This window comes from Polaribacter haliotis, from assembly GCF_014784055.1.
GTDB classification, from domain to species: Bacteria; Bacteroidota; Bacteroidia; order Flavobacteriales; family Flavobacteriaceae; genus Polaribacter; species Polaribacter haliotis.
Genome location: NZ_CP061813.1, coordinates 1,630,724 through 1,653,480 on the forward strand (window position 1 = coordinate 1,630,724; position 22,757 = coordinate 1,653,480).

The 22,757-nt window shown below is 30.3% G+C and carries 20 protein-coding genes; 15 read left to right on the forward strand and 5 right to left on the reverse strand.

Going from position 1 to position 22,757, the window contains the following annotated elements; all coding sequences use genetic code 11:
• Position 1: 1 nt before the first annotated feature.
• Entirely contained in the window at positions 2-280 is a 279-nt protein-coding gene (locus tag H9I45_RS06900; protein ID WP_088354618.1) for a 4Fe-4S dicluster domain-containing protein, read from the forward strand.
• Between the two features lie 4 nt (positions 281-284).
• Here the strand turns inward: H9I45_RS06900 and H9I45_RS06905 are convergent, their stop codons facing one another.
• A complete protein-coding gene (locus H9I45_RS06905; RefSeq protein ID WP_088354619.1) occupies positions 285-1,325 on the reverse strand; it encodes an RluA family pseudouridine synthase in 1,041 nt (346 codons plus the stop codon).
• A gap of 112 nt (positions 1,326-1,437) precedes the next feature.
• Positions 1,438-1,995 (reverse strand): PASTA domain-containing protein, encoded by a 558-nt coding sequence (locus tag H9I45_RS06910; RefSeq protein WP_088354620.1) that lies wholly within the window; start codon positions 1,993-1,995, stop codon positions 1,438-1,440.
• Positions 1,996-2,088: 93 nt separating this feature from the next.
• Here H9I45_RS06910 and H9I45_RS06915 point away from each other — a divergent pair, with 93 nt between their 5' ends.
• From H9I45_RS06915 to H9I45_RS06960, 10 genes are all read left to right on the forward strand, one after another.
• Complete coding sequence (locus H9I45_RS06915; protein WP_088354621.1) at positions 2,089-3,066, forward strand: D-alanine--D-alanine ligase; 978 nt, start codon at positions 2,089-2,091, stop codon at positions 3,064-3,066.
• Between the two features lie 118 nt (positions 3,067-3,184).
• On the forward strand, positions 3,185-3,640 hold the full coding sequence (gene coaD / locus H9I45_RS06920; protein WP_088354622.1) for a pantetheine-phosphate adenylyltransferase: 456 nt from the start codon (positions 3,185-3,187) through the stop codon (positions 3,638-3,640).
• A gap of 6 nt (positions 3,641-3,646) precedes the next feature.
• Entirely contained in the window at positions 3,647-5,392 is a 1,746-nt protein-coding gene (locus tag H9I45_RS06925; RefSeq protein ID WP_088354623.1) for a M14 family metallopeptidase, read from the forward strand.
• Positions 5,393-5,487: 95 nt separating this feature from the next.
• Positions 5,488-6,513, forward strand: a complete 1,026-nt coding sequence (locus H9I45_RS06930) for a lactonase family protein (RefSeq protein ID WP_228455078.1) — start codon at positions 5,488-5,490, stop codon at positions 6,511-6,513.
• A 48-nt stretch (positions 6,514-6,561) separates the two neighbouring features.
• Positions 6,562-7,026, forward strand: coding sequence for a (2Fe-2S)-binding protein (locus H9I45_RS06935; protein WP_088354625.1), 465 nt, complete (start codon positions 6,562-6,564; stop codon positions 7,024-7,026).
• Positions 7,023-9,239 carry a xanthine dehydrogenase family protein molybdopterin-binding subunit gene (locus H9I45_RS06940; protein WP_088354626.1) on the forward strand — a complete coding sequence of 739 codons (2,217 nt, stop codon included), beginning with the start codon at positions 7,023-7,025 and terminating at the stop codon, positions 9,237-9,239. The genes H9I45_RS06935 and H9I45_RS06940 overlap by 4 nt, the downstream gene beginning before the upstream one ends.
• A gap of 91 nt (positions 9,240-9,330) precedes the next feature.
• The gene (locus H9I45_RS06945; RefSeq protein WP_088354627.1) at positions 9,331-10,548 is read left to right on the forward strand and encodes a DNA cytosine methyltransferase; all 1,218 of its coding nucleotides are present in this window, start codon (positions 9,331-9,333) and stop codon (positions 10,546-10,548) included.
• Positions 10,541-12,064 carry a DNA cytosine methyltransferase gene (locus H9I45_RS06950; protein ID WP_088354628.1) on the forward strand — a complete coding sequence of 508 codons (1,524 nt, stop codon included), beginning with the start codon at positions 10,541-10,543 and terminating at the stop codon, positions 12,062-12,064. The genes H9I45_RS06945 and H9I45_RS06950 overlap by 8 nt, the downstream gene beginning before the upstream one ends.
• A gap of 5 nt (positions 12,065-12,069) precedes the next feature.
• Entirely contained in the window at positions 12,070-13,530 is a 1,461-nt protein-coding gene (locus H9I45_RS06955; protein ID WP_088354629.1) for an McrB family protein, read from the forward strand.
• 6 nt (positions 13,531-13,536) lie between these two features.
• A complete protein-coding gene (locus H9I45_RS06960) occupies positions 13,537-15,891 on the forward strand; it encodes a DUF2357 domain-containing protein (RefSeq protein WP_088354630.1) in 2,355 nt (784 codons plus the stop codon).
• Between the two features lie 55 nt (positions 15,892-15,946).
• On the opposite strand, the gene H9I45_RS06965 is transcribed toward H9I45_RS06960, so the two are convergent.
• On the reverse strand, positions 15,947-17,839 hold the full coding sequence (locus H9I45_RS06965; protein WP_088354631.1) for a SulP family inorganic anion transporter: 1,893 nt from the start codon (positions 17,837-17,839) through the stop codon (positions 15,947-15,949).
• A gap of 53 nt (positions 17,840-17,892) precedes the next feature.
• Positions 17,893-18,489: an NUDIX domain-containing protein gene (locus H9I45_RS06970; RefSeq protein WP_088354632.1), complete on the reverse strand. Its 597-nt coding sequence runs from the start codon at positions 18,487-18,489 to the stop codon at positions 17,893-17,895.
• Between the two features lie 7 nt (positions 18,490-18,496).
• Here H9I45_RS06970 and pyrE point away from each other — a divergent pair, with 7 nt between their 5' ends.
• Positions 18,497-19,138, forward strand: coding sequence for an orotate phosphoribosyltransferase (gene pyrE, locus H9I45_RS06975; protein WP_088354633.1), 642 nt, complete (start codon positions 18,497-18,499; stop codon positions 19,136-19,138).
• A 12-nt stretch (positions 19,139-19,150) separates the two neighbouring features.
• The gene (locus tag H9I45_RS06980) at positions 19,151-19,540 is read left to right on the forward strand and encodes an SRPBCC family protein (protein WP_088354634.1); all 390 of its coding nucleotides are present in this window, start codon (positions 19,151-19,153) and stop codon (positions 19,538-19,540) included.
• Here H9I45_RS06980 and H9I45_RS06985 read toward each other — a convergent pair.
• A complete protein-coding gene (locus tag H9I45_RS06985; protein WP_088354635.1) occupies positions 19,537-20,268 on the reverse strand; it encodes a biotin--[acetyl-CoA-carboxylase] ligase in 732 nt (243 codons plus the stop codon). The genes H9I45_RS06980 and H9I45_RS06985 overlap by 4 nt on opposite strands.
• Before the next feature lie 86 nt (positions 20,269-20,354).
• Between H9I45_RS06985 and rsfS the strand changes: the two genes are divergently transcribed.
• Both rsfS and ftsH read left to right on the forward strand, forming a co-directional pair.
• The gene (gene rsfS, locus H9I45_RS06990; RefSeq protein WP_088354636.1) at positions 20,355-20,723 is read left to right on the forward strand and encodes a ribosome silencing factor; all 369 of its coding nucleotides are present in this window, start codon (positions 20,355-20,357) and stop codon (positions 20,721-20,723) included.
• A gap of 32 nt (positions 20,724-20,755) precedes the next feature.
• The gene (gene ftsH, locus H9I45_RS06995) at positions 20,756-22,744 is read left to right on the forward strand and encodes an ATP-dependent zinc metalloprotease FtsH (RefSeq protein WP_088354637.1); all 1,989 of its coding nucleotides are present in this window, start codon (positions 20,756-20,758) and stop codon (positions 22,742-22,744) included.
• Positions 22,745-22,757 lie beyond the last annotated feature (13 nt).

Sequence of the window (22,757 nt, forward strand, 5' to 3'; positions counted from 1 at the left end):
TATGAAATCTAATTGCAAAGAAACAAATGTAAAATTAATGCCCATAATTAATCTTAGTAATTGTGGTGGTAAAGAAGATTGTATACCTGCATGTCCTTACGATGTTTTAGAAATGAGAACCATAACACCAGAAGATCGTTTAACATTAAACTTTAAAGGAAAAATAAAAACATTTTTCAAACCAAAAAAAGCCTACGTAAGAGACGTAAGCTTATGTCTTGCATGTGGTTTGTGCGTTCAAGTATGTCCAGAACGTGCTATAAAATTAATTAGACTTTAATAAATTAATCTAATTCTATGTCTTTAGAATTTTCGGAATAGGTTCTCCATTTTTCTAAACAGTCTATCATATCTTGAGGAACATCAGAATTAAACTGCATAAATTCTCCCGTTTTTGGGTGTGTAAAACCTAAAGTTTTTGCATGCAGAGCTTGTCTTGGCAACACTTTAAAACAATTGTTTACAAATTGTTTGTATTTTGTAAACGTAGTTCCTTTTAAAATTGCATCTCCTCCATAACGTTCGTCATTAAATAATGTATGCCCAATATGTTTAAAATGCGCTCTAATTTGGTGCGTTCTTCCTGTTTCCAATTTACATTGCACTAAGGTAACGTAAGTTAATCTCTCTAATACTTTAAAATGAGTAACTGCATGTTTTCCAAAATCGCCATTTGGAAAAACATCCATTTGCAAACGATTCTTTAAACTTCTACCAATATTCCCTTCAATTCTACCTTCATCTTCATCTATATTTCCCCAAACTAATGCATAATATAAACGCTCTGTAGTTCTATCGAAAAATTGTTTCGATAAATGAGCCATTGCAAATTCCGTTTTTGCAACCACTAATAAACCACTGGTATCTTTATCAATTCTATGCACCAAACCTGGTCTTTCATTCGAATTTGTGGGTAAATTTTCTATATGATGAATCAATCCATTTACCAAAGTTCCAGAATAATTTCCATGACCTGGGTGTACCACCATTCCTGCAGATTTATTTACAACAATTACAGTATCATCCTCATAAATAATATCTAAAGGAATATCTTCTGCAACCAACAAATTTTCTGCTGGTGGATAAGCTAAAACAACTCGAACAACATCCTTTGGTTTTACTTTATGGTTCGATTTTACAGCAACATCATTCACTAAAACATTTCCAGCTTTTGCAGCTTGTTGTACTTTATTTCTTGTTGCATTCTCGATAAAGTTCATTAAAAACTTATCTACACGTAAAGGTTCTTGTCCTTCACTCGCAACAAAATTATAATGTTCGTATAATTCTTCCTTCTCTAAATCTTGACTCTGTTCTTCCTGCAAAATGATAAATTTCTTAAATGTTTATATCTTCAATCTCCCAACTTCAACCTTACAACTTCCCACTCCCTAAATCCAACTCCCTACTTCCAACTCCCCCACTTCCAACTCTAAGCTACCTTCCATTTCCATCACCTAAAACCAATTCTACAATAGAATTTAGAGGCAATTTATCACCTTCATTTACTATTTTTCCATTATGTCGCAAACCACGAACTACATCTTTACCAATATCATTAACGTATGTAAACTTTGTACCAACGTTTAAACCCATTGCTCTTAACTGAGAAGAAGCTTGTCTTTTTGTACGTCCGTTTAAATCTGGAACAGTAATATCTCTATATTTAGACGGATTTAGCGTCAAATAAATCTTACGTTTTTCTTTTACAAAATCTCCAGCTTGTGGTGTTTGTTCAATTACAGATTTTTTTGGATAATCTGGATTGTAACTTGCGCTATCGATTATTTTAAAATCTAAGTTCATTTCCTTTAATTTCCTATCTACTTCTTCCAAAGACATTTTTTGCAAGTCTGGAACCTGTATTTTCTGATCGTGATTTGTAGTAACACCCAACCAAAATTTTAATATAAAAACAAATAGTAATAAACCAACTACAGCAATTACAATTTGAATGAAAAAAGATTTACTTTTTATAAACTGAAAAACACTCATTTTTAAATATTTTTAATCGTACAAATATATAAAAAGTAAACGTTGCTGTTTCTATTTATATTTTGATAAATTTGTTTTATTATTTTTACGTAAATGAAGAAAAATATTGCCATTGTTATGGGTGGTTATTCATCCGAAGTTAACATTTCGCTAAAAAGCGGTAGCGTTGTTTATAAACATCTAAACAAAGAGAAATACAATACTTTTAGAGTTCACATTCTAAAAGAAAAATGGGTTGCTCTAGATAAAAATAATCAAGAATATATAATTGATAAAAACGACTTTTCGTTTATTTTAAATGGAAAGAAAATTAATTTCGATTGTGTTTTTAACTCTATTCATGGGGCTCCAGGAGAAAATGGGCAATTATTAGCCTATTTTAATTTACTGAATTTAAAACATACTTCTGCCCCATTTTATCAAATGGCATTAACGTTTAATAAACGAGATACTTTAAGTGTTGTAAAAGCGTATGGAATTAAAACTGCCACTTCTATTTTCTTAAATAAAGGCGATAAAATTGACGAGAATTCCATCATAGAAAAAGTTGGTTTGCCATGTTTTATAAAACCAAATAACGCAGGTTCCAGTTACGGAATTTCAAAAGTTTATGATAAAGAAGCAATTTTACCAGCAATTGAAAAAGCATATGCAGAAGATTCAGAAATTTTAATTGAATCTTTTTTAGACGGAAAAGAAGTTTCTGTTGGTGTAATTCAATACAAAGGAAAAACGAAAGTTTTACCAATTACAGAAATAGTTTCCGAAAACGATTTTTTCGATTATGAAGCAAAATACGAAGGGAAATCTCAAGAAATTACGCCTGCAAGAATTTCTCCCGAAGAAAAAGAAAACGTAGAAAAAGTTGCTAAAAAAGTCTATGAAATTTTAAATATGTCTGGTTTTTCGAGAGCAGAATATATTTTCGTGAATAACGAACCATATTTCTTAGAAATAAACACAGTGCCTGGATTAACCGAAGAAAGTATTTTACCTCAACAAGCACAAGTTGCAGGAATTTCTTTAGAAAAATTGTTTGATAACGCAATTCAGGAAGCATTAAATAAATAAACTGTCATAAATACTCGTGAATTCGTGGCAATTTTATAAAATATAAAAAAGCAATTTAGAAAACAATTCTCATGTTTCTTGATTCAAAAAAAGTCAAAAACATCAAAATATAAAAACAATGAAAAGAGCAATTTTCCCAGGATCTTTTGATCCAATAACATTAGGCCATTTTGATATTATTGAAAGAGGAGTTACACTTTTCGACGAATTAATTATTGCTATTGGTGTGAATGCAGATAAAAAATATATGTTTTCTTTAGAGGAACGCAAAAAATTTATCGAAGATTGTTTTGGACACAATCCAAAAATTAAAGTGGTTACTTATAAAGGATTAACTGTAGATTTCTGCCAGAAAAACAATGTAGATTTTATTTTAAGAGGACTTAGAAATCCGGCTGATTTTGAATTTGAAAAAGCAATTGCACACACAAATAGAGATTTAGCACCTATTGAAACCGTATTTTTATTAACAGCTGCAAGTACTTCATATATTTCATCTTCAATTGTTAGGGACGTAATTAGAAATAATGGAGATTATACAAAATTAGTTCCAAAACCTGTTCGTGTAAAATAATATATTATGAAAAAACTGTTCCTTCTAACCCTTTTAACGCTTATATTTTCTTGCAATAATTCATCTAAAAGTGAAGTTGATTTTACAACTCTTTTCGAAAAATCTGAAGGAAAAGAAACTCCAGAATACAAAGATGTAATTTCTTTTTATGAAAATTTAGCAGAGGAATATTCAGAAATTACTATTTTTTCATTCGGGCAAACAGATTCTGGAGAACCTTTACATTTGGTAATTTACAATCAAGAAGGTATTTATAATGTTGAAGAAATTACAAATTCTAAGAAAAACCGCGTTTTAATAAATAACGGAATTCATCCTGGAGAATCAGACGGAATTGATGCTTCTATGATGTTTTTACGTGACATTGTGCAGAATGATTCTTTAAAGAAAAAATATAAAAACTCTTTAATTGCTGTAATTCCAGTATATAATATTGGTGGAGCTTTAAATAGAAATTCGCACACAAGAGCTAACCAAAATGGACCATTAGAGTATGGTTTTCGAGGAAATGCAAGAAATTTCGATTTGAATAGAGATTTTATTAAACAAGACACAAAAAATGCAGCTGCTTTTGCTGAAATTTTTCACACAGTAAATCCGGATATTTTCATAGACAATCATGTAAGTAATGGTGCAGATTACCAATATGCAATTACACATTTATTTACGCAACACAATAAATTAGGTGGCAATTTAGGGGCTTTTTTAGAAAATGAAATGCGTCCTCAAATGGAAAAATCACTACAAGAAAAAGACATTATAATTACGCCTTATGTAAATGTTTGGGGCAATACTCCAGAAGCTGGTTTTTCTCAATTTTTCGACTCTCCAAGATATTCAACTGGTTATACAACTTTGTTTAACACCTTAGGTTTAATGGTGGAAACACACATGTTAAAACCGTATAAAATTAGAGTAGAACAAACGTATGAATTAATGTTTTCTGCATTGGATTTTGGGGAAGTAAATTCAGAGAAAATTAAAGATTTACGCTCCAAAGCTGTTGAAGAAATTTTGGCTAAAAACACATATCCTATTACCTATAAAGTAGATAGAGAAAACCCAACCACTTTACAATTTAAGGGTTATGAAGCAACTATGATTGATAGTAAAGTAACCAATGGAAAACGTCTTTTTTACGACACAAAAAAGCCGTTCACAAAAGAAACAAAATACTACAACAACTTTCTTGTAGATAAAGAAGTTACCATTCCAAAAGCATATATTTTACCTCAAGGTTGGCATCAAATAATAGATAGATTAGAAATAAATAATATTGAACTTACATATTTCGATAAAGACACCATAATTTCTGTGGAAGTAAACCATATTGCAGATTATAAAACAAGAACTGCTGCTTACGAAGGGCATTATTTACATTACAACACAACAGTCGAAAAATCGACGAAAGAAATAAAATTTAGAAAAGGTGATATTTACATACCAACCAATCAAAATGGAGTTCGTTATTTACTAGAAACATTGGAAGCAGAAGCGACTGATTCCTTTTTTAACTGGAACTTTTTCGACACAGTTTTACAGAAGAAAGAAGGTTATTCTGCCTACGTTTTTGAAGATGTTGCAGAAAAAATATTGGCAGAAAATCCTGATATAAAAAATGAGTTTGAAGATAAAATGAAAAATGATGATGCTTTCGCCAAAAATTCAAGAATACAGTTAGATTTTGTTTATAAAAACTCACCTTATTACGAGCCAGCACATTTAGTTTTACCCATTTTTAAAGTTTATTAATTTTGAAAAAAACACTCCTTTTTCTTATCTTGATAATAATTTTTAGCTGTAAAACATCTAAAACAGAGTCAGACACAAAAAGCGAGACAGAAAATATGACTTTCTATATTGGAACCTACACAAAAAAGGATAGTAAAGGAATTTATAAATATGCACTTTCTTCTGAAGGAAAATTATCGGAAATTGGTTTGGTTGCAGAAATTGTAAATCCTTCTTTCTTAACAAAATCAAAAGACAACAAAACACTTTTTGCAGTAGAAGAAACAGACACAAATGGCACAGGGTTTATCAGTTCTTTTAAAATCGAAAAAGATAGTTTACAATTCATAAATAAAGTCGAAACTGGTGGTGCAAATCCTTGTTTTGTGGCAATTAATGATGATAATTATATTGTTACTGCAAATTATTCTGGTGGAAATATTGGTTTGTTAAAAGCAGATAATTCAGGAAAACTAAATTCTTTGTTATTTGTACAACAACATACAGGAAAAGGAACTACAAAAAGGCAACAGAAACCACATGCACATTCTGCATGGTTTCATCCGAATAAAAAAGAAATAATTTCTGTAGATTTAGGAACGAACGAATTGTGGTTTTCTAAAATTAATAAATCTAAAAACGAACTAGTTTTCACCAATCAGAAAACTTTAAAAATGGCAGATGGAGCTGGCCCAAGACATTTAACTTTTCATCCAAATAATAAATGGATCTATGTTTTAAATGAATTAGATAATACTGTTTCATTGGTAAAAGAGAAAGATAAAATCTACTTTATACAAAACACAGTTTCTACTCTACCAAAAGGTTTTACGGATTTTAGCAAAGCAGCAGATATTCATATTTCTAATGATGGTAAATTTGTGTACGCTTCCAATCGCGGACATAATTCTATCGCAATTTTTCAGGTAAATTCAAATAATGGAAGCCTAAAAAATATTAGATATGAAGCTGTTTTAGGAGAGCATCCAAGAAATTTTTCTTTATCTCCAGACAATAAATTCTTACTAGTTGCCAATCAAGATACAGATAATATAATTTCTTTTAGAAGAGATATTACAACAGGAAAACTAACTTTTGTTGATGAAATTCCAGCACCAACTCCTGTTTGTATTTTGTTTTAGATTTTTTAATTTTGTTTCCGTAACTTGTAGTTTTTAAAACTTCTACATGTGAATTTAAACTTATCAATTAACGGAAAGTCTTATGCTGTTCAGGCACAAGAAGATATGCCATTACTTTGGGCAATTAGAGATATTATTGGCTTAACAGGTACAAAATTTGGCTGTGGCGTAAGTCAATGTGGTGCGTGTTCTGTTTTAATTGATGGAAATCTCACAAAATCTTGTGGAACACCAGTTTCTTCTGCAGTTGGAAAAGAAATTTTTACAATTGAAGGAACTTCCGAAAACTTAGAACTTTTAAGACAAACTTGGAATGATGGAAATGTGCCACAATGTGGTTATTGCCAATCTGGACAATTAATTGCAGCGACTTCTTTGTTAGATAAAAATGAAAATCCTTCGGATGAAGATATTGATAAAGCTATGAGTTCGAACATTTGTAGATGTGGAACCTACTCACGAATTAGAAAAGCAATCCACGAAGCAGTTGCACTTAAAAACGAGAAAATATGAGCAAAATTCAGCAAATAAACAGACGAGATTTTGTAAAATTATTTGGTTTAACTTCTGGTGGAATTATTTTAGGTTGTAACTCTTCTACTGTTGAAAAAAAGTTTAAACCCTCCATAAATAAAGATTTTTTTAAACCAAATTTATTCATTCATTTAGAGAAAAATGGAAATGTAACCTTAATTGCTTCGCGTTCGGAAATGGGCCAAGGCATTAGAACTTCTTTGGCTTCTGCAATTGCAGATGAAATGGAAGCAGATTGGAAATATATTTCAGTAAAACAAGCAACTGGTCACGAAAAATACGGAAATCAGAATACAGATGGTTCCAGAAGTGTGCGCACAAAATTAGAACCGATGCGTAAAATGGGAGCCACTGCAAAATTAATGCTCATTTCTGCTGCTGCAAAAAAATGGAATATCGCAGAAAGTACTTGTAAAGCTGAAAATCATTATATAATTAACACCATTAATAACGAGAAAATTTTCTTTGGAGATTTGGTGGAAGAAGCATCAAAAATTGAAATTCCTACTGAAGAAACAGTACAACTTAAAAAAGTTGAAGATTTTAAATTTATTGGAAAAACTTTAAAAAGTGTCGATTTAAAAGATTTTACGCAGGGAACTGCAACTTACGGAATCGATGTTCGAATCCCTAATATGAAATTTGCAGCAATTTCAAGATGTCCTGTTACTTTTGGAACTGTAAAAAGTTTTAATAAAGCGAAGGCTGAAAAAGTTTCTGGTGTTGAAAAAATAATTCAATTAGATAGATTGGTTCCTCCACCTGGACAATTCTTTGGAATGTTGGGTGGAGTTGCTGTAATTGCAAATAATACGTGGTCTGCTTTTCAAGGAAAATTAGATTTAGATATTGAATGGAATCATGGTGAAAATGAAAATTTTAATACTGAAGAATTTACAAAAACACTAACAGAACGTGTTCAAAAAACAGGAAAATTAGTTCCTGGAAGCAGAGGAAATGTAAGTGCCGCTTTTAATGCTTCAGAACAAACTGTAGAAGCTACATATCATGTTCCTTTTTTAGTCCATTCTCCAATGGAAGTACCAAATGCGACTGCTTGGTTTCAAAAAGATAAAATTGAAGTTTGGGCGCCTGTACAAGATCCACAAACTGCTAGAAGCGAACTTGCTCACTTTTTTAATATTCCTGTTGAAAATATTACAGTAAATGTTACTTTTTTAGGTGGCGGATTTGGGCGAAAATCAAAATCGGATTTTGTAGTGGAAGCTGTTGCTTTATCCAAAGAAATAAATGCGCCAGTTCAAGTGGTTTGGACGCGTGAAGACGATATAAAACATAGTTTTTATCATGCCACAAGTGTGCAATATTTAAAAGGTGGTTTAGATAAAAACGGAAAAGTTACGGGTTGGCTACAAAGAGTTGGTTTCCCTTCTATTGTATCATCTTTTAAACCTTTGTCTGACTATGCATCTGGTTTTGAACTTGGACAAGGTTTTACCAACAATCCTTATCCTTTAGAAAATTTTAGATTAGAAAACATAAAAGCCGAAGCAAATTTAAGAATTGGTTGGTTGCGTTCTGTGGTTCATATTCATAGTGGTTTTGGAATTAATTCTTTTGTAGATGAATTGGCTTTTGCTGCCAAAAAAGATTCTGTTCAGTTTCATTTAAATTTGTTAGGAGAAGATAGAGTTATTAAAGGGAAATCGAATTATCCTTTTAATTCTAAACGTTTAAAAGATGTTTTAAACAAGACTGCAAAAATGGCAAATTGGGGAAAAGAATTGCCAGAAAACCATGGTTTGGGAGTTGCAATACATTATAGTTTTTACAGTTATGTAGCAACTATTGTAGAAGTTTCTGTAAAAAGCGAAAAAGTAAAAGTAGAAAATGTGTGGACAACCATAGATTGTGGTTTGGCTTTAAATAAAGACAATATTAAAAACCAATTAGAAGGCGCAACCATTTTTGGGATGTCCATTGCTTTGTATGGAAAAATTTCCACAAAAGATGGCGCAGTTGAGCAAAATAATTTCTTCGATTATCAAATGACAAGAATGAAAGATGCTCCAAAAATTCACATAGAAATAATGGACAAAATGCACGAACCTCCAACTGGAGTTGGCGAACCTGGAGTGCCAGTTATGGCACCAGCAATTTGTAATGCCATTTTTAATGCGACAGGAAAGCGTGTTAGAAGTTTGCCTTTGGTGGATTTGGGGATGGTTTAAAACTAAAAAAAGAAGCTAATTATTAAAAAATGTTCTTTATTTTAGACGACTGTTTAAAATAATAAAAATCAATAAAATTTCTAAAATTAAAATGAGTGAACACAAGTTTACGTTTATAGATTTATTTGCAGGTTGTGGTGGTTTAAGCGAAGGTTTTTATAAGGAAGATTTTAAAAGTTTAACTCATGTAGAAATTGATTCTCATGCATGTAAAACTTTAAGGACTAGAATGGAACATTATGGTTATTCAGATAACGAAATTTCGGTTATAGAAGAAGACATCAAGTCTGAAAATATTGTAGAATTAATTGAAAATGAAATAAGGAACAATGAAGTTGATGTATTAATTGGAGGACCACCTTGTCAAAGTTTTTCTTCTTTAGGAAGAGCAAAAGACCAAAATGGAATGAGTGATGATCCTAGAAACTATTTATTTGAAAGTTATGAAAAAGTTCTAAATCATTTTAAGCCAAAATTATTTGTATTTGAAAACGTAACAGGACTTCTGACCGCTAAATTAGGTAAAGGAAAAACAATTGACCTAATTTTAAAAAGATTAGGAAAAAATTATAAGTTAATAAAAGATCCTAGCCAAATGGTACTTAACTCTTCTGAATATGGTGTTCCACAGATTAGAAAAAGAATTATACTTATTGGCGTAAGAAATGATATTAAAGTTCATCCAAAAGAAATATATGATAATATTATAAAGACTCATTATACTACAGATACTGTAGAAAAAGATAAAAAAAACAAAGAGAAATTTGTTACTGTTAAAGAGGCAATAGGAGATTTACCAGCAATTAAACCTGGAGAAGGTAGTAAGAAAACAGGACACTTTATAAAAAAATGGAACCCTTTTTTAGAAAAAATAAGAAACAAAAAGAGTAATTATATTGATGATCACATTTCTAGGAAGCATAATAAAAAAGATCGTTTACGCTATATTGAAATGAGTAAAAACAAATGGACTTTTAAAGAATTATTAGAAAAAAAGCCCTCATTGAATCATGCTAAAGCTCGTGTTTTTAATAATAGTTACGTAGTCCAATTTTGGGATAAACCTTCTAGAACTATTATTGCTCATTTATATAAAGATGGAAACCAATTTATTCATCCTGACCATAAACAAGAAAGAACAATAACACCGAGAGAAGCTGCTAGATTACAATCATTCCCTGATAATTTTATTTTTGAGGGTTCACGAACACAACAATACAAACAAATTGGAAATGCTGTGCCTCCTTTAATGGCGGAAGCAATAGCAAAAAGTATCAAACTTACATTAGGCAAAATTAAGGATGTTTAAAAATATTAATGAAATTAAAACTTTAAAAGAAAAGAAGTTTTTTGTAGAAAAAATAAATTTACATTATAAAATTCTTCTTGCTTTTTCACAAAAAAATAATTTGAAATTTGATGTGCAATCAATTAAAAACATAGATCTTAATACAATAAAGAGAATTATACAACTTAATGTAATCACAAATAAAGAAGATTTAACTAAACTTAATAAAGTTTTAAAAACTGAAGATTTTAATAATTTTATTTCTTCTGTAAATTTCAGTTTAATTAATAAAAAGGAAATTGGCAATATACTTGATAATTTAGATCCTATTAAAAGAAATAAGAAACAAAACTTAAAGAAGAATGAGGAAAAACCCAAATTAGTTGATTTCTTTTGTGGTGCAGGTGGTTTAAGTTTAGGCTTTATCCAAGAAGGTTTTCATATCGATTTAGCCAATGACTATGAGGATGTTTGTATACAAACTTATCGATATAATCATCCTGAAGTACCAGAAAACAGAATTATTCTTGGTGACATTAGAAATGTAGTTAATGATATAGATGAATTAGTAACTTCAGATATTGATGGTGTTGTTGGTGGACCACCTTGTCAAGGTTTTAGCTCTGCAAATCAGCAACGAATGATTGATGATCCTAGAAATGAACTATACAAATATTTTATAAAAGCTGTTGAAAAAATTACACCAAAATTTGTTATAATGGAAAATGTACGAGGAATGCTTCCTTATGCAGAACAAGTTGCTGAAGATTATAATAATATTGTTTCCATAAAAAATAAAAAAAAATATACTTATTCTATTGCTTATAAAGTTTTAGTGTCAGATGATTTTGGTGTTGCGCAGAAAAGACATCGATTAATTTTCATTGCTTTAAGGAATGATATAGTTGGTAAAAATAATATTACACCTAAAGAAATATTTGAACAAATTGAGGTTTCTAATTCTAAAAATAAAAGGCATATATTAAAAGATGCATTAGATTATATAAAACCTTTAGAAGCTCCTAGGGTAAAAAATATGACAGAAGTTGATGATGAAGTAACTGGTAAAAAGATTGATTTTAATTTATTTAAAGGCACAGAAAATAGTTATTTGAATTCGATTAATAACAAAAGAAAAATCGATTTTGTTTTTAATCACAAAGCAAGATTTACAAATGATGTAAATTTAGAAATTTATAAAAGATTAGATCAAGGAAATGATGGAACTAATTCTAAAATTGCGGATATTATGCCCTATAAGCATAGAAATCATGTATTTAAAGATAAATATTATAAGTTAGTAGCTAATAAGCCTAGTAGAACGATAACTGCTCATTTAAAGATGGATTGTCATTCTCATATACATCCATTCCAAACTAGAAGTATTACACCTAGAGAAGCAGCAAGGATACAATCATTTCCTGATGATTATGTTTTTTTAGGAGCTTATCTTAAGACATATATGCAAATAGGAAATGCAGTTCCACCAATGATGGCAAGAGGTGTTGCAAGAATTATTAAAAATTATATTTTATAAGAGTTATGAAAATAGAAAATTTTAAAAAGGAATTATTTGACTCAAATTTGGGAACTGCTGGTATGCATGATCGTTATATTACCATACCAAAAAAAGCAAAACCAGAATTGTTTTTTGGAAAACCTCCAAGAGCAATTACTCTTAAAGATAAATGTTTTGGTGTTGAATATAAATTACCTTTTAAACATGAATCTAATGGAGAATATAGATTAACACAACTTGGTGTCTTTTTTGATAAACATAATGCTAAAGTAGGTGACGAAATTTTTGTTGAAAACAGCGATTCTGGTGATTTTAGCATTTCTTTAATTAGGAATTCCAATTCATCAAGATTTATGGACTTCGTTTGTGACTGTATAAATCATAATTTGAATTTTACTTCAGAACTAATTACAAGATACGTTTCATCATTAACAACAAAACCATTTGTTTTATTAAGTGGCTTGTCTGGTTCTGGTAAAACAAAACTAGCACAAAGTTTTGCGCAATGGATTAGCGATAGTACCGAGCAATATTGTATTGTTCCTGTTGGTGCAGATTGGACAAATAGAGAGCCATTATTAGGTTATGTAAATGCACTTGAACCTGAAAAATATATTTTACCAGAAAACAAAGCTTTAGAATTATTAATAAAAGCAAATAAAGATGAAAACAAACCTTATTTTTTAATTTTAGACGAAATGAACTTGAGTCATGTAGAACGATATTTTGCAGACTTTTTAAGTGTTATGGAATCTAAAGATAAATTCAAATTACATAGTTCTAATAAGCCATTAGATGGTGGAAATGGCCTAAAAGTAAAAAGAGAATATGGTTGGCCAAAAAACCTATTTGTTGTAGGAACTGTAAATATAGACGAAACTACGTACATGTTTAGTCCTAAAGTTTTAGATAGAGCCAACGTTATTGAGTTTAGAATTGGTGAGAATGAAATGAAAGATTATCTCTCTGAACCAAGAACTGTTACAGATTTAAACAGAGAAGGAAAAGGAATGGGAGAAAGTTTTGTGTCTATTGCCAAAGAAGAATCAAAAGCAAATCCGCAAGAGTTAAAAGATGCCTTGGAAGCTTTCTTTAAAGCTTTAAAAGTAGTTGGCGCAGAATTTGGTTATAGAACTGCTTCCGAAATTCAAACTTTATTTAGTAAAATAGACACCATAAATCCAGAATATATTTCTAAAATAAACGATAAAATAGATTTTGCTATTATGCAAAAGCTATTACCAAAATTACATGGAAGTAGAAGTAAGTTGGTACCAATTCTAAAAACGTTAGCGAGTTTGTGTTACGAAGTTGAATCTGACAAAAAACTAACTGAAAAAGAAATAGAAAAAAATATAGACACTATTTTTGAAAGAAAGGGAAAAGAAAAAAAAGTAATAAAATACCCGATTTCTTTAGAGAAAATAGAACGTATGTATAATAATGTAATTACTAATGGTTTTACAAGTTATGCAGAAGCGTAATCTAATATGAAAGATTCACTTCCTTTTAAGAGAATAGAATTTAAGCAGGGATTGTTTCTTACAATTACCCCAATAGGAGATCATGCTAAAATTTACGAAATTGATGCATCAGAAGCAGAAGAGTTTGGTGAGGCAGCAGTTCAAATTTTAGAATCTAAAAGGTATGATTTTGAGTTTTCGGATAAAGGTTTCGAAATAATTTGTAGAGGTGATATTGTAAAATCATTAAAACATAAAAACCCAAGTAGAGGTATTATTGCACCTGGCAATTATGTTGGAACTTTAGAGTTAATTATTAAAAGTGAAGAAGAAAATATAAAGTGTTATTTAGAGATTTTAGCAACAAAATTTGATGCTGATGATGATTTCGACATTAGTTATCGAAAGAATTATCGCTCTATGATTGAAGATATTACAGAGAAATGTACAGAACTGTTAATGCAGTCTAATTCTCCTGTAAACCAATATTTTGAGCCAGATTTTACAAAAGATAACAAAACGATTTATCAGAAATTTAGTTTTGTAAAATCAGTTATAGATAGTAATGAATTCGAAGAATCTTTATTGCGAATTTTTTCTGCTCCAAAAACAAATTGGGTTTCAAAAGAAGAAAAAGTAGATATTAGAAGTTTAAAAAGAGTTACTAATAGTAATTTAAAAGAAATTTTAAGAGGAACAAATAGAATTCCACTTCCCAAAAGTCATCGTTTATCAATTCATACTAAATTAGAAAGTTTACCCGCTAAAATTAATAGCTATAAACAAGAATCTTCTTTAGACAATCCAGAGAACAGATTTATTAAACATGCTTTACAAGAATACTTACAATTCTGTAAAAACTGTAGCAGCGTTTTCGAAAATGATTCTAAAGACGAAAAAGAAGCAAATTTTTTAGCAAATAAAATTGAAGGATATTTAAATCATTCTTTTTTTAAAGAAATATCGAGACCAACAACTTTAAAACTAAACTCGCCAACTTTACAAAGAAAAAGTGGTTACAGACAAATATTAAAATCTTGGTTAATGTTCGATTTAGCTTCTAAATTAACTTGGACAGGTGGACAAGAAGATGTTTATGAAGCAGGGAAAAGAGACATTGCTACGTTGTATGAATATTGGTTATTTTTTGTTCTGTACGATTTATTTAGAAAGCAATTTAACTTAACAGAACTTTCTCACAAAGGCGAACCTTACACTGATTTATTCGAAAAAACTAAAAACGGATTAAACTTAATTATAAAGTCAGGAAGACATACTGCATTAAAAGGAGATACCGTAATTAAAAATAGAGGGTTAAGTTTTAAGTTTTCATTCAATAGAACTTTTTCTGGTTATAAAGATAGTTTTCCCAAAGCAGGAAGTTGGACAACTTCCATGAGACCAGATTATACTTTATCTATTTGGCCAAAAGAACTGAAAGAAGCCAAAGCAGAAGTAGAAGAACAAATTGTTCATATTCATTTTGATGCAAAGTATAAAGTGAATCATTTTAAAGTTAAAACGAATAGTAAGAAAAAGAAGCTAGCTGAAGAAGAAGAGTTTGAAGAACTAAACAAAATAAAAAAGCAAGAACGAGCAGGTGTTTTTAAAAATGCTGATTTGTTAAAAATGCATGCTTATAAAGATGCTATTAGAAGAACAGGAGGCGCTTATATATTATATCCTGGAAATACGAATAAAAAATTTAAAGGTTTTCATGAACTTATTCCCGGTTTAGGTGCTTTTTCAGTAAATCCGAAAAACGTAAAAGAAGACAAAGCTAACTTATTAGTATTTATAGAAAAAGTAATAGATAATTTGGTTAATAGAGCTTCTCAAAGAGAAAACATTGCTTCTAAAACTTATGAAATAACTAAAGGAGGAAAAACAGAATCTCTAAATGAAACAATGCCAGAATATATTAATGAGAAAAAATTAATTCCTGATGAAACTTATGTTTTAGTGGGTTACTATAATCCTCCCAAAAATGGTTTTTCTCAAATAGAATGGATTGAAAAAGAAAAACTATATAACTTTAGAATTGAAAATAAGCAAAGTGGTATTAAGTTAGGTTTTAAAGAGTCATCTGCAAAATATTTGCTTCTCCACACAAAAGGTGAGAATTCTTCAAATAATTTATGGGAAATAGTTAGTGATGGTCCACAAATCCATTCTCGTAAAACTATGATTAAAAATGGATATAAAAATCCTAGTCAAGACTATTATTTAGTGTTAAAAATTAAAAAAGTGGACATTACTTTATTTGGAAATAAAAAATGGAAGTTTAAAAGTTTAGAAAATTTTAGGGACAATCGTCAATCACCTTATCCTTTTACAACTACTCTGACTGAATTAATGCAACCTAAAATAAGTAAAGAATAAAAACAAAAAACTCAACTTTAAAAGTTGAGTTTTTTAATATCATAATATTTTATTCCTAAAATTTATAATCTCCCAAAGGTTTAGGAAATTTCTCTGGATTTGCTGCTAAATGATAACGAGGATCATCTATATCTTCTATAATAATATCCGTAAAAATAGGAGAGGCTTTGTAAAGAAGTACTTTACAGTCTTCACTTAAATGTTTTAAGGTTACTTTTTTTCCTGCAGCTTGGTATTTTTCTACCAAACCAAAAATGGCTTCAATCGCAGAATGATCTGAAACACGCGCTTCCACAAAGTCAATTTCTACAGTATCTGGATCGTTTTTAATATCGAATTTTGCATTAAAATCGGTAATACTTCCAAAGAATAATGGTCCCCAAATTTCATAAATTTTTGTTCCATCTTCTTTAAAACGTTTTCTTGCTCTAATTTTCTTTGCACTCGTCCACGCAAAAGATAAAGCAGAAATAATAACCCCCACAAAAACTGCAATTGCCAAATCAAAGAAAACGGTTACTGCAGAAACGATAATTAATACAAAAGCATCTGAAACTGGTATTTTCTTTAAGATTCTAAAACTCGACCATGCAAAAGTTTCAATAACCATCATAAACATAACTCCTACAAGTGCTGCAATTGGTACTTGTTCTATATATTTATCTGCAAATAAAATAAAAGTTAAGAGCGTTAAAGCCATCATAACACCAGATAAACGTCCACGTCCACCAGCGTTAATGTTAATTACTGTTTGCCCAATCATTCCACAACCACCAGTTCCTCCAAAAAGCCCACTAAAAATATTTCCAGCTCCCTGTGCAACACATTCTCTATTTCCATTTCCACGAGATTCTGTTAATTCGTCCACCAAATTCATAGTCATTAAGGTTTCAATTAAACCTACAGATGCTGCTAAAAACGCATAAGGAGCAATAAATTTTAAAGTATCTAAATTAAAAGGAAGGCTGCTCCAAAGTTCTAAAATGTTTAATTTACTTGAAATTTCATCAATTCCATTTAAACCAGCTCCTCCTCCATCTCTAATAAAATCACCTACATTTATAGAACTTAATCCACTAAAAATAGAAATTAAGGTTACAATTAAAATAGCGGTTAATGCAGCTGGTACTTTTGTTGTTAATTTAGGCAATCCCCAAACAATAAGCATGGTTAATAAAACCAAACCAATCATTATATACAAGGTTTTGCCTTGCATGGTTGTTTTTACGACTCCTTTATCTTTTACGGAATAAAAGCCTTCATCAGTGGCATTAAAAACAACTTTTTTGGTTTTTGCGTCAAAAACCTGTCCTTCAGAAAGAAAAAACACCTCTTCACCTGTGCTACTATTTTTTATGGAACTACCATCAATATTAAACAAAACAGTATTAGAAGTTATGTCTTTTACTTTATTATCAGATACATTATAAACCAATTCTTTAGACTCTGTTTTACGCATGTTTTCTCCAAAAAAATCTTTCTTATTTTCTTTAAACATACCCAATTGCGCCATAAAAATAACAATGGCCAACCCGTTTACGAATCCCATCATTACTGGATGTGGAATTAAACGTACAAATTTCCCTAGTTTAAAAACACCTGCAAAAACTTGTATTACTCCCATTAAAACTACGGCTGCTAATAAATAAAAGTAGCCCATGTTTTCTACAGGAGTATCAAAAAGTAACCCTTTTGCATGCCCTTCTTGAATCATTGTTACAAAAATTACAGCAACAGCGCCTGCTGCTCCAGAAATTAAACCTGGTCTTCCACCAAAAAGTGCAGAGATAATGCCAACTACGAATGCACCAAATAAAGCTACAATTGGGCTAATTTGTGCAACGAAAGCAAATGCTACAACTTCTGGAATCATTGCAAGAGATACAGTAATACCTGCTAAAACATCGTCTTTAGCATTCGGAGTTATTTTTTTAATAAATTCAGTCATAATATTTTGGCGCCTATTTTGAAGTCGGCAAAGATAGTCGTTTTTTTAGAAAACTACTGTCCTTTATAAGTATCGTACACCAATTCTATGTTTTTGTAGGTATTTTTAAAAGCTTCCAGAATTTCATCATCATTTTTAAAAACTACTTTTGTAATACCTTCCTCTAGTTGAGGCACTAATTCTTTACTATAATTGGAAGACATTAAGAACCAAAAGGTTTCTTTTAATTTTATTCCTTCTTGAAAATAAACGTGATAAGTTTTTAATAAAGGTTTAATAATTTTTAAATCGAAAATACCACACTCCTCTTCTACCTCTCTTACAGCAGCCTCTTCTATTTGTTCGCCTTTTTCTATTCTGCCTTTTGGCAAATCCCAAATGCCATTTCTATATATAAAAAGTACTTCTTTTTTATCATTAAGCACCAAACCACCTGCAGCAGAAACTATCTTAAAACTGTTTAAAAATTCTTGCCATCCTTTTTCTAAATCTGGCGTATATAAATTTACCCCTTTAATGTTTCTATTTCTTAATTTATGCACTATTTCAAATGAAACAGTATTCTTAAGAATATGAATGGGAAAATTATTTTCTTTTTTTTGAGAAGATGTAATAATTATTGGTTTATCATTTACAAAAACTTTATACATTTGCGCTATGATTTTAAACAAAGATACTGCAAAAAAAACAGCCGAACTTTTATTACAAGTTAAGGCAATAAAATTGAGCCCAAAAGAACCTTTTAATTGGGCTTCTGGGTGGAAATCTCCAATTTATTGCGACAATAGAGTAACGCTTTCATATCCTCCAGTTCGTATTTTCTTAAAAGAAGAAATCGCCAAAATTGTTGAACTAGAATATGGTAAACCAGATGTTATTGCTGGTGTTGCCACTGGCGCAATTGCTATAGGAATGTTGGTCGCTCAAGAGTTAGGAGTTCCATTTATTTATGTGAGGCCAGAACCTAAAAAGCATGGTCGTAAAAACCAAATTGAAGGCCATTTAGAAAGTGGACAAAACGTAGTTGTTATAGAAGACTTAATTAGCACAGGAACCAGTAGTTTAAATGCGGTTGCTGCTTTAAAAGAAGCTGGCGCTGTTGTAAAAGGAATGGTTGCTATTTTCTCTTACGGTTTCGAAGTCGCTACTAAAAACTTTAAAGAAAAAAATGTACATTTAACAACTTTAAGTAATTATGATAACTTATTAGAACAAGCTCTAGATAGTAGTTATATTTCTGATAAAGAATTAATTACATTGCATGAATGGAGAAGAAACCCAAGTGAGTGGAACCAATAAAATAGATAAATAATGAATATTGAAGGTAATAATGTAGTTGTAAATAAATCTCAAAAAGAAATGTTTGAGTTTTTAACAGATTTAAAAAACTTTGAGCAGTTAATGCCAGAATCTATTCAGAAATTTGAAGTAGATGGAGATTCTTTTATATTTCAATTAAAAGGTATGCCAGAAATTAGGTTGGTTATTAAAGATACAACAGAATACTCTAACATAACTTTAGGTGCTGCAAGTAGCAAATTAGATTTCGAGTTAGTTACAGACATCGAAGAAATTGATGCAGATACCTGTGAAGTAAAATTAGATTTTAACGGTAAATTTAATATGATGATGGCTATGATGGTTAAAAAACCATTAACAAGCTTTATAGGCACATTATCTGATAATTTAGAAAAGCTTTAAGCGAACGACACTTCTTTAATTCCGAATTCTCTAATAGTTTCGTCTTCCAATTCAATTTGAAGCAAACCCTCTTTAGAAATTCCAGAAATAAAACCCATAAATAAAACACCTTTACTATCTTTAAACATAGTTGGGGTGTTTTTTTTGTACAGCACTTTTAAATAATCTGCTTCGAGCTTTTCGAATTCTTTGTTTTCTAATTGATTAATTCTTTTTTTTAATTTAGAAACTATTGTTTTTAACAAAACGTCTAAATCGTAGTTTTTTTGAGTTAATAATTTTAGAGAACTTACTTTATTTATTGCCTCAGAAAAATTTATTTGATTTACATTTAAACCAATTCCTACTACAGAATGTCTAATTTTATCTTTTTGAATGCTATTTTCAACTAAAATTCCACATATTTTTTTGTTTCCTGACAGAATGTCGTTAGGCCATTTTATGGAAATATGTAGTTTTGTTTCTTTAATTATGGCTTCGTAAACAGCTAAAGAAATTGCAAAAAGCAAGTTTTTTTTATGCTTAATTTTAAAATTTTTAAAAGAAATATAAACACTAAAAGTAAGGTTTTTAAAGGGCTCAGACAACCAAAGACTATCTTGCTGACCTCTCCCTTTAATTTGACTTTCTGCAACAACAACCGTAAAGTTTTCGACCACAGAATCTATAACCATTTCCTTTAAAAAAGAATTGGTAGAATCAATGGCATTAAGTTTGATTATTTTCAAGTGTTAAATAATGTGTAAACTAGTTCAATATTACACAAAATACTCGCAAAAAAATAATAACTTTGCGATAAATTAGAAAAAAATTAATGGCTAAAAAACATGTAAGCACAGACGATTTAATCGCTGTAATAATTCAAGGAATTGAAGACGTTAAAGGAGAAAATATTCAATTACTAGACTTACGAGAAATAGAAAATACTGTATGCGATTATTTTATAATCTGTTCAGGAAATTCTAACACACAAGTAAATGCAATTTCTGGTTCGGTACAAAAAGTAGTTAGCAAACAACTTAAAGATAAGCCTTGGCATATAGAAGGGCAAGGAAATTCTGAGTGGGTTTTAATGGATTATGTAAATGTTGTTGTACACGTTTTTCAAAAACATGTACGTGAATTTTACGACATAGAAAGTCTTTGGGGTGATGCTAAAATTACCGAGATTAAACCTGCCTAAACAATATTCAAAAAAAATATTATAGATTAAAGATGAAAGAATCTAATAAAGATAACGATACTAACAACAATACACCGAAATTCAAATTTAACATGTATTGGATTTATGGTGGAATTTTTCTACTATTAATTGGTTTTCAGTTTTTTAGTAGTGGAGATTTAGCTACAAAAAGTATTTCTAAAAACGAATTTAACGAAGTTTTAAAAGAAAACGAGATCTCTAAAATTGTTGTTGTAAATAAAAATATAGCACATATCTATATTAAAGAAGAGGCTTTAAAGAAAGAGAAATATCAAAAATTGGTAAATTCTGCATTTTATAGAGATGGAACTTCTTTATATGAATACAATTTTGGTGATTTACAGAATTTCGAAAATCATTTAGAAGAAATTAAAAATGAAAAAGGTTTAGATTATGATTTAAAAAACGAAAGTAGAACAAGTATGTTCGATACGCTTATCGGCTTTTTACCATTTATTATCCTTATTGCTGTTTGGTTATTTTTCATGAGAAGAATGTCTGGTGGTGGAGCAGGGTCTGGTGGTGGTGGACAAATTTTTAACATCGGAAAATCGAAAGCAAAATTATTTGATAAAGATACCAAAGTTAAAACAACTTTCGAAAACGTTGCTGGTTTAGAAGGTGCAAAAGAAGAAGTGCAAGAAATTGTAGACTTCTTAAAAAACCCAGAAAAATATACTTCTTTAGGAGGTAAGATTCCAAAAGGAGCTTTATTAGTAGGACCTCCTGGAACAGGAAAAACCTTATTAGCAAAAGCAGTTGCTGGTGAAGCTGGAGTTCCATTTTTCTCTTTATCAGGATCTGACTTTGTAGAAATGTTTGTAGGTGTTGGTGCTTCTAGAGTAAGAGATTTATTTAAACAAGCAGCTCAAAAATCGCCTTCAATTATTTTTATTGATGAAATTGATGCAATTGGACGTGCTCGTGGAAAAAATAGTATGACTGGTGGTAATGACGAACGTGAAAACACGTTGAATCAATTATTAACGGAAATGGATGGTTTTGGAACCGATACAAATGTTATTGTAATTGCAGCTACAAACAGAGCAGATGTTTTAGACAGCGCTTTAATGCGTGCAGGACGTTTTGATAGACAAATTTATGTAGATCTTCCGAATATAAATGAACGTAAAGAAATTTTTGAAGTACATATTAAGCCTTTAAAATTGGCTGATGATGTAAATGTAGAATTTTTAGCACAGCAAACTCCAGGATTTTCTGGAGCAGATATTGCAAACATGTGTAACGAATCTGCTTTAATTGCTGCGAGACATGGAAAGAAGGCAATACATCATCAAGATTTTTTAGATGCTGTAGATAGAATTGTTGGTGGTTTAGAAAAGAAAAATAAAGTTATTACTCCAAAAGAGAAAAAAGTAATTGCATATCACGAAGCTGGTCATGCAACTGTAAGTTGGATGTTAGAACACGCTGCTCCATTAGTAAAAGTTACCATTGTTCCAAGAGGACAATCTTTAGGTGCTGCATGGTATTTACCTGCAGAAAGAATGATTGTTCAAACAGAACAAATGTTAGACGAAATGTGTGCTACTTTAGGTGGTAGAGCTGCTGAAAAAATTATATTTAACAAAATTTCTACAGGTGCTTTAAGTGATTTGGAAAAAGTAACCAAACAAGCAAGAGCGATGGTTACAGTATATGGTTTAAATGATGAAGTGGGTAATATTACTTATTATGATTCTTCTGGAAACGATTCATTTGTAAAACCTTACAGTGACGATACTGCTAAGAAGATTGATTCAGAAATATCTAAAATGATTGAAGCTCAATATGTAAGAGCAATTGAATTATTATCTGAAAATAAAGAAAAATTAACGACATTAGCAGAATTACTTTTAGAAAAAGAAGTTATTTTTAAAGACGATTTATTAAAAATCTTCGGAAAAAGACCTTTTGAAGCAATAGACGCAGAAGTTAAAATTGAAGAAAAAGTTAAAGTAGAAGTAACTATTCCCCCAGTAGATAAAACTGAAGAATAATTAAAACTCTTTA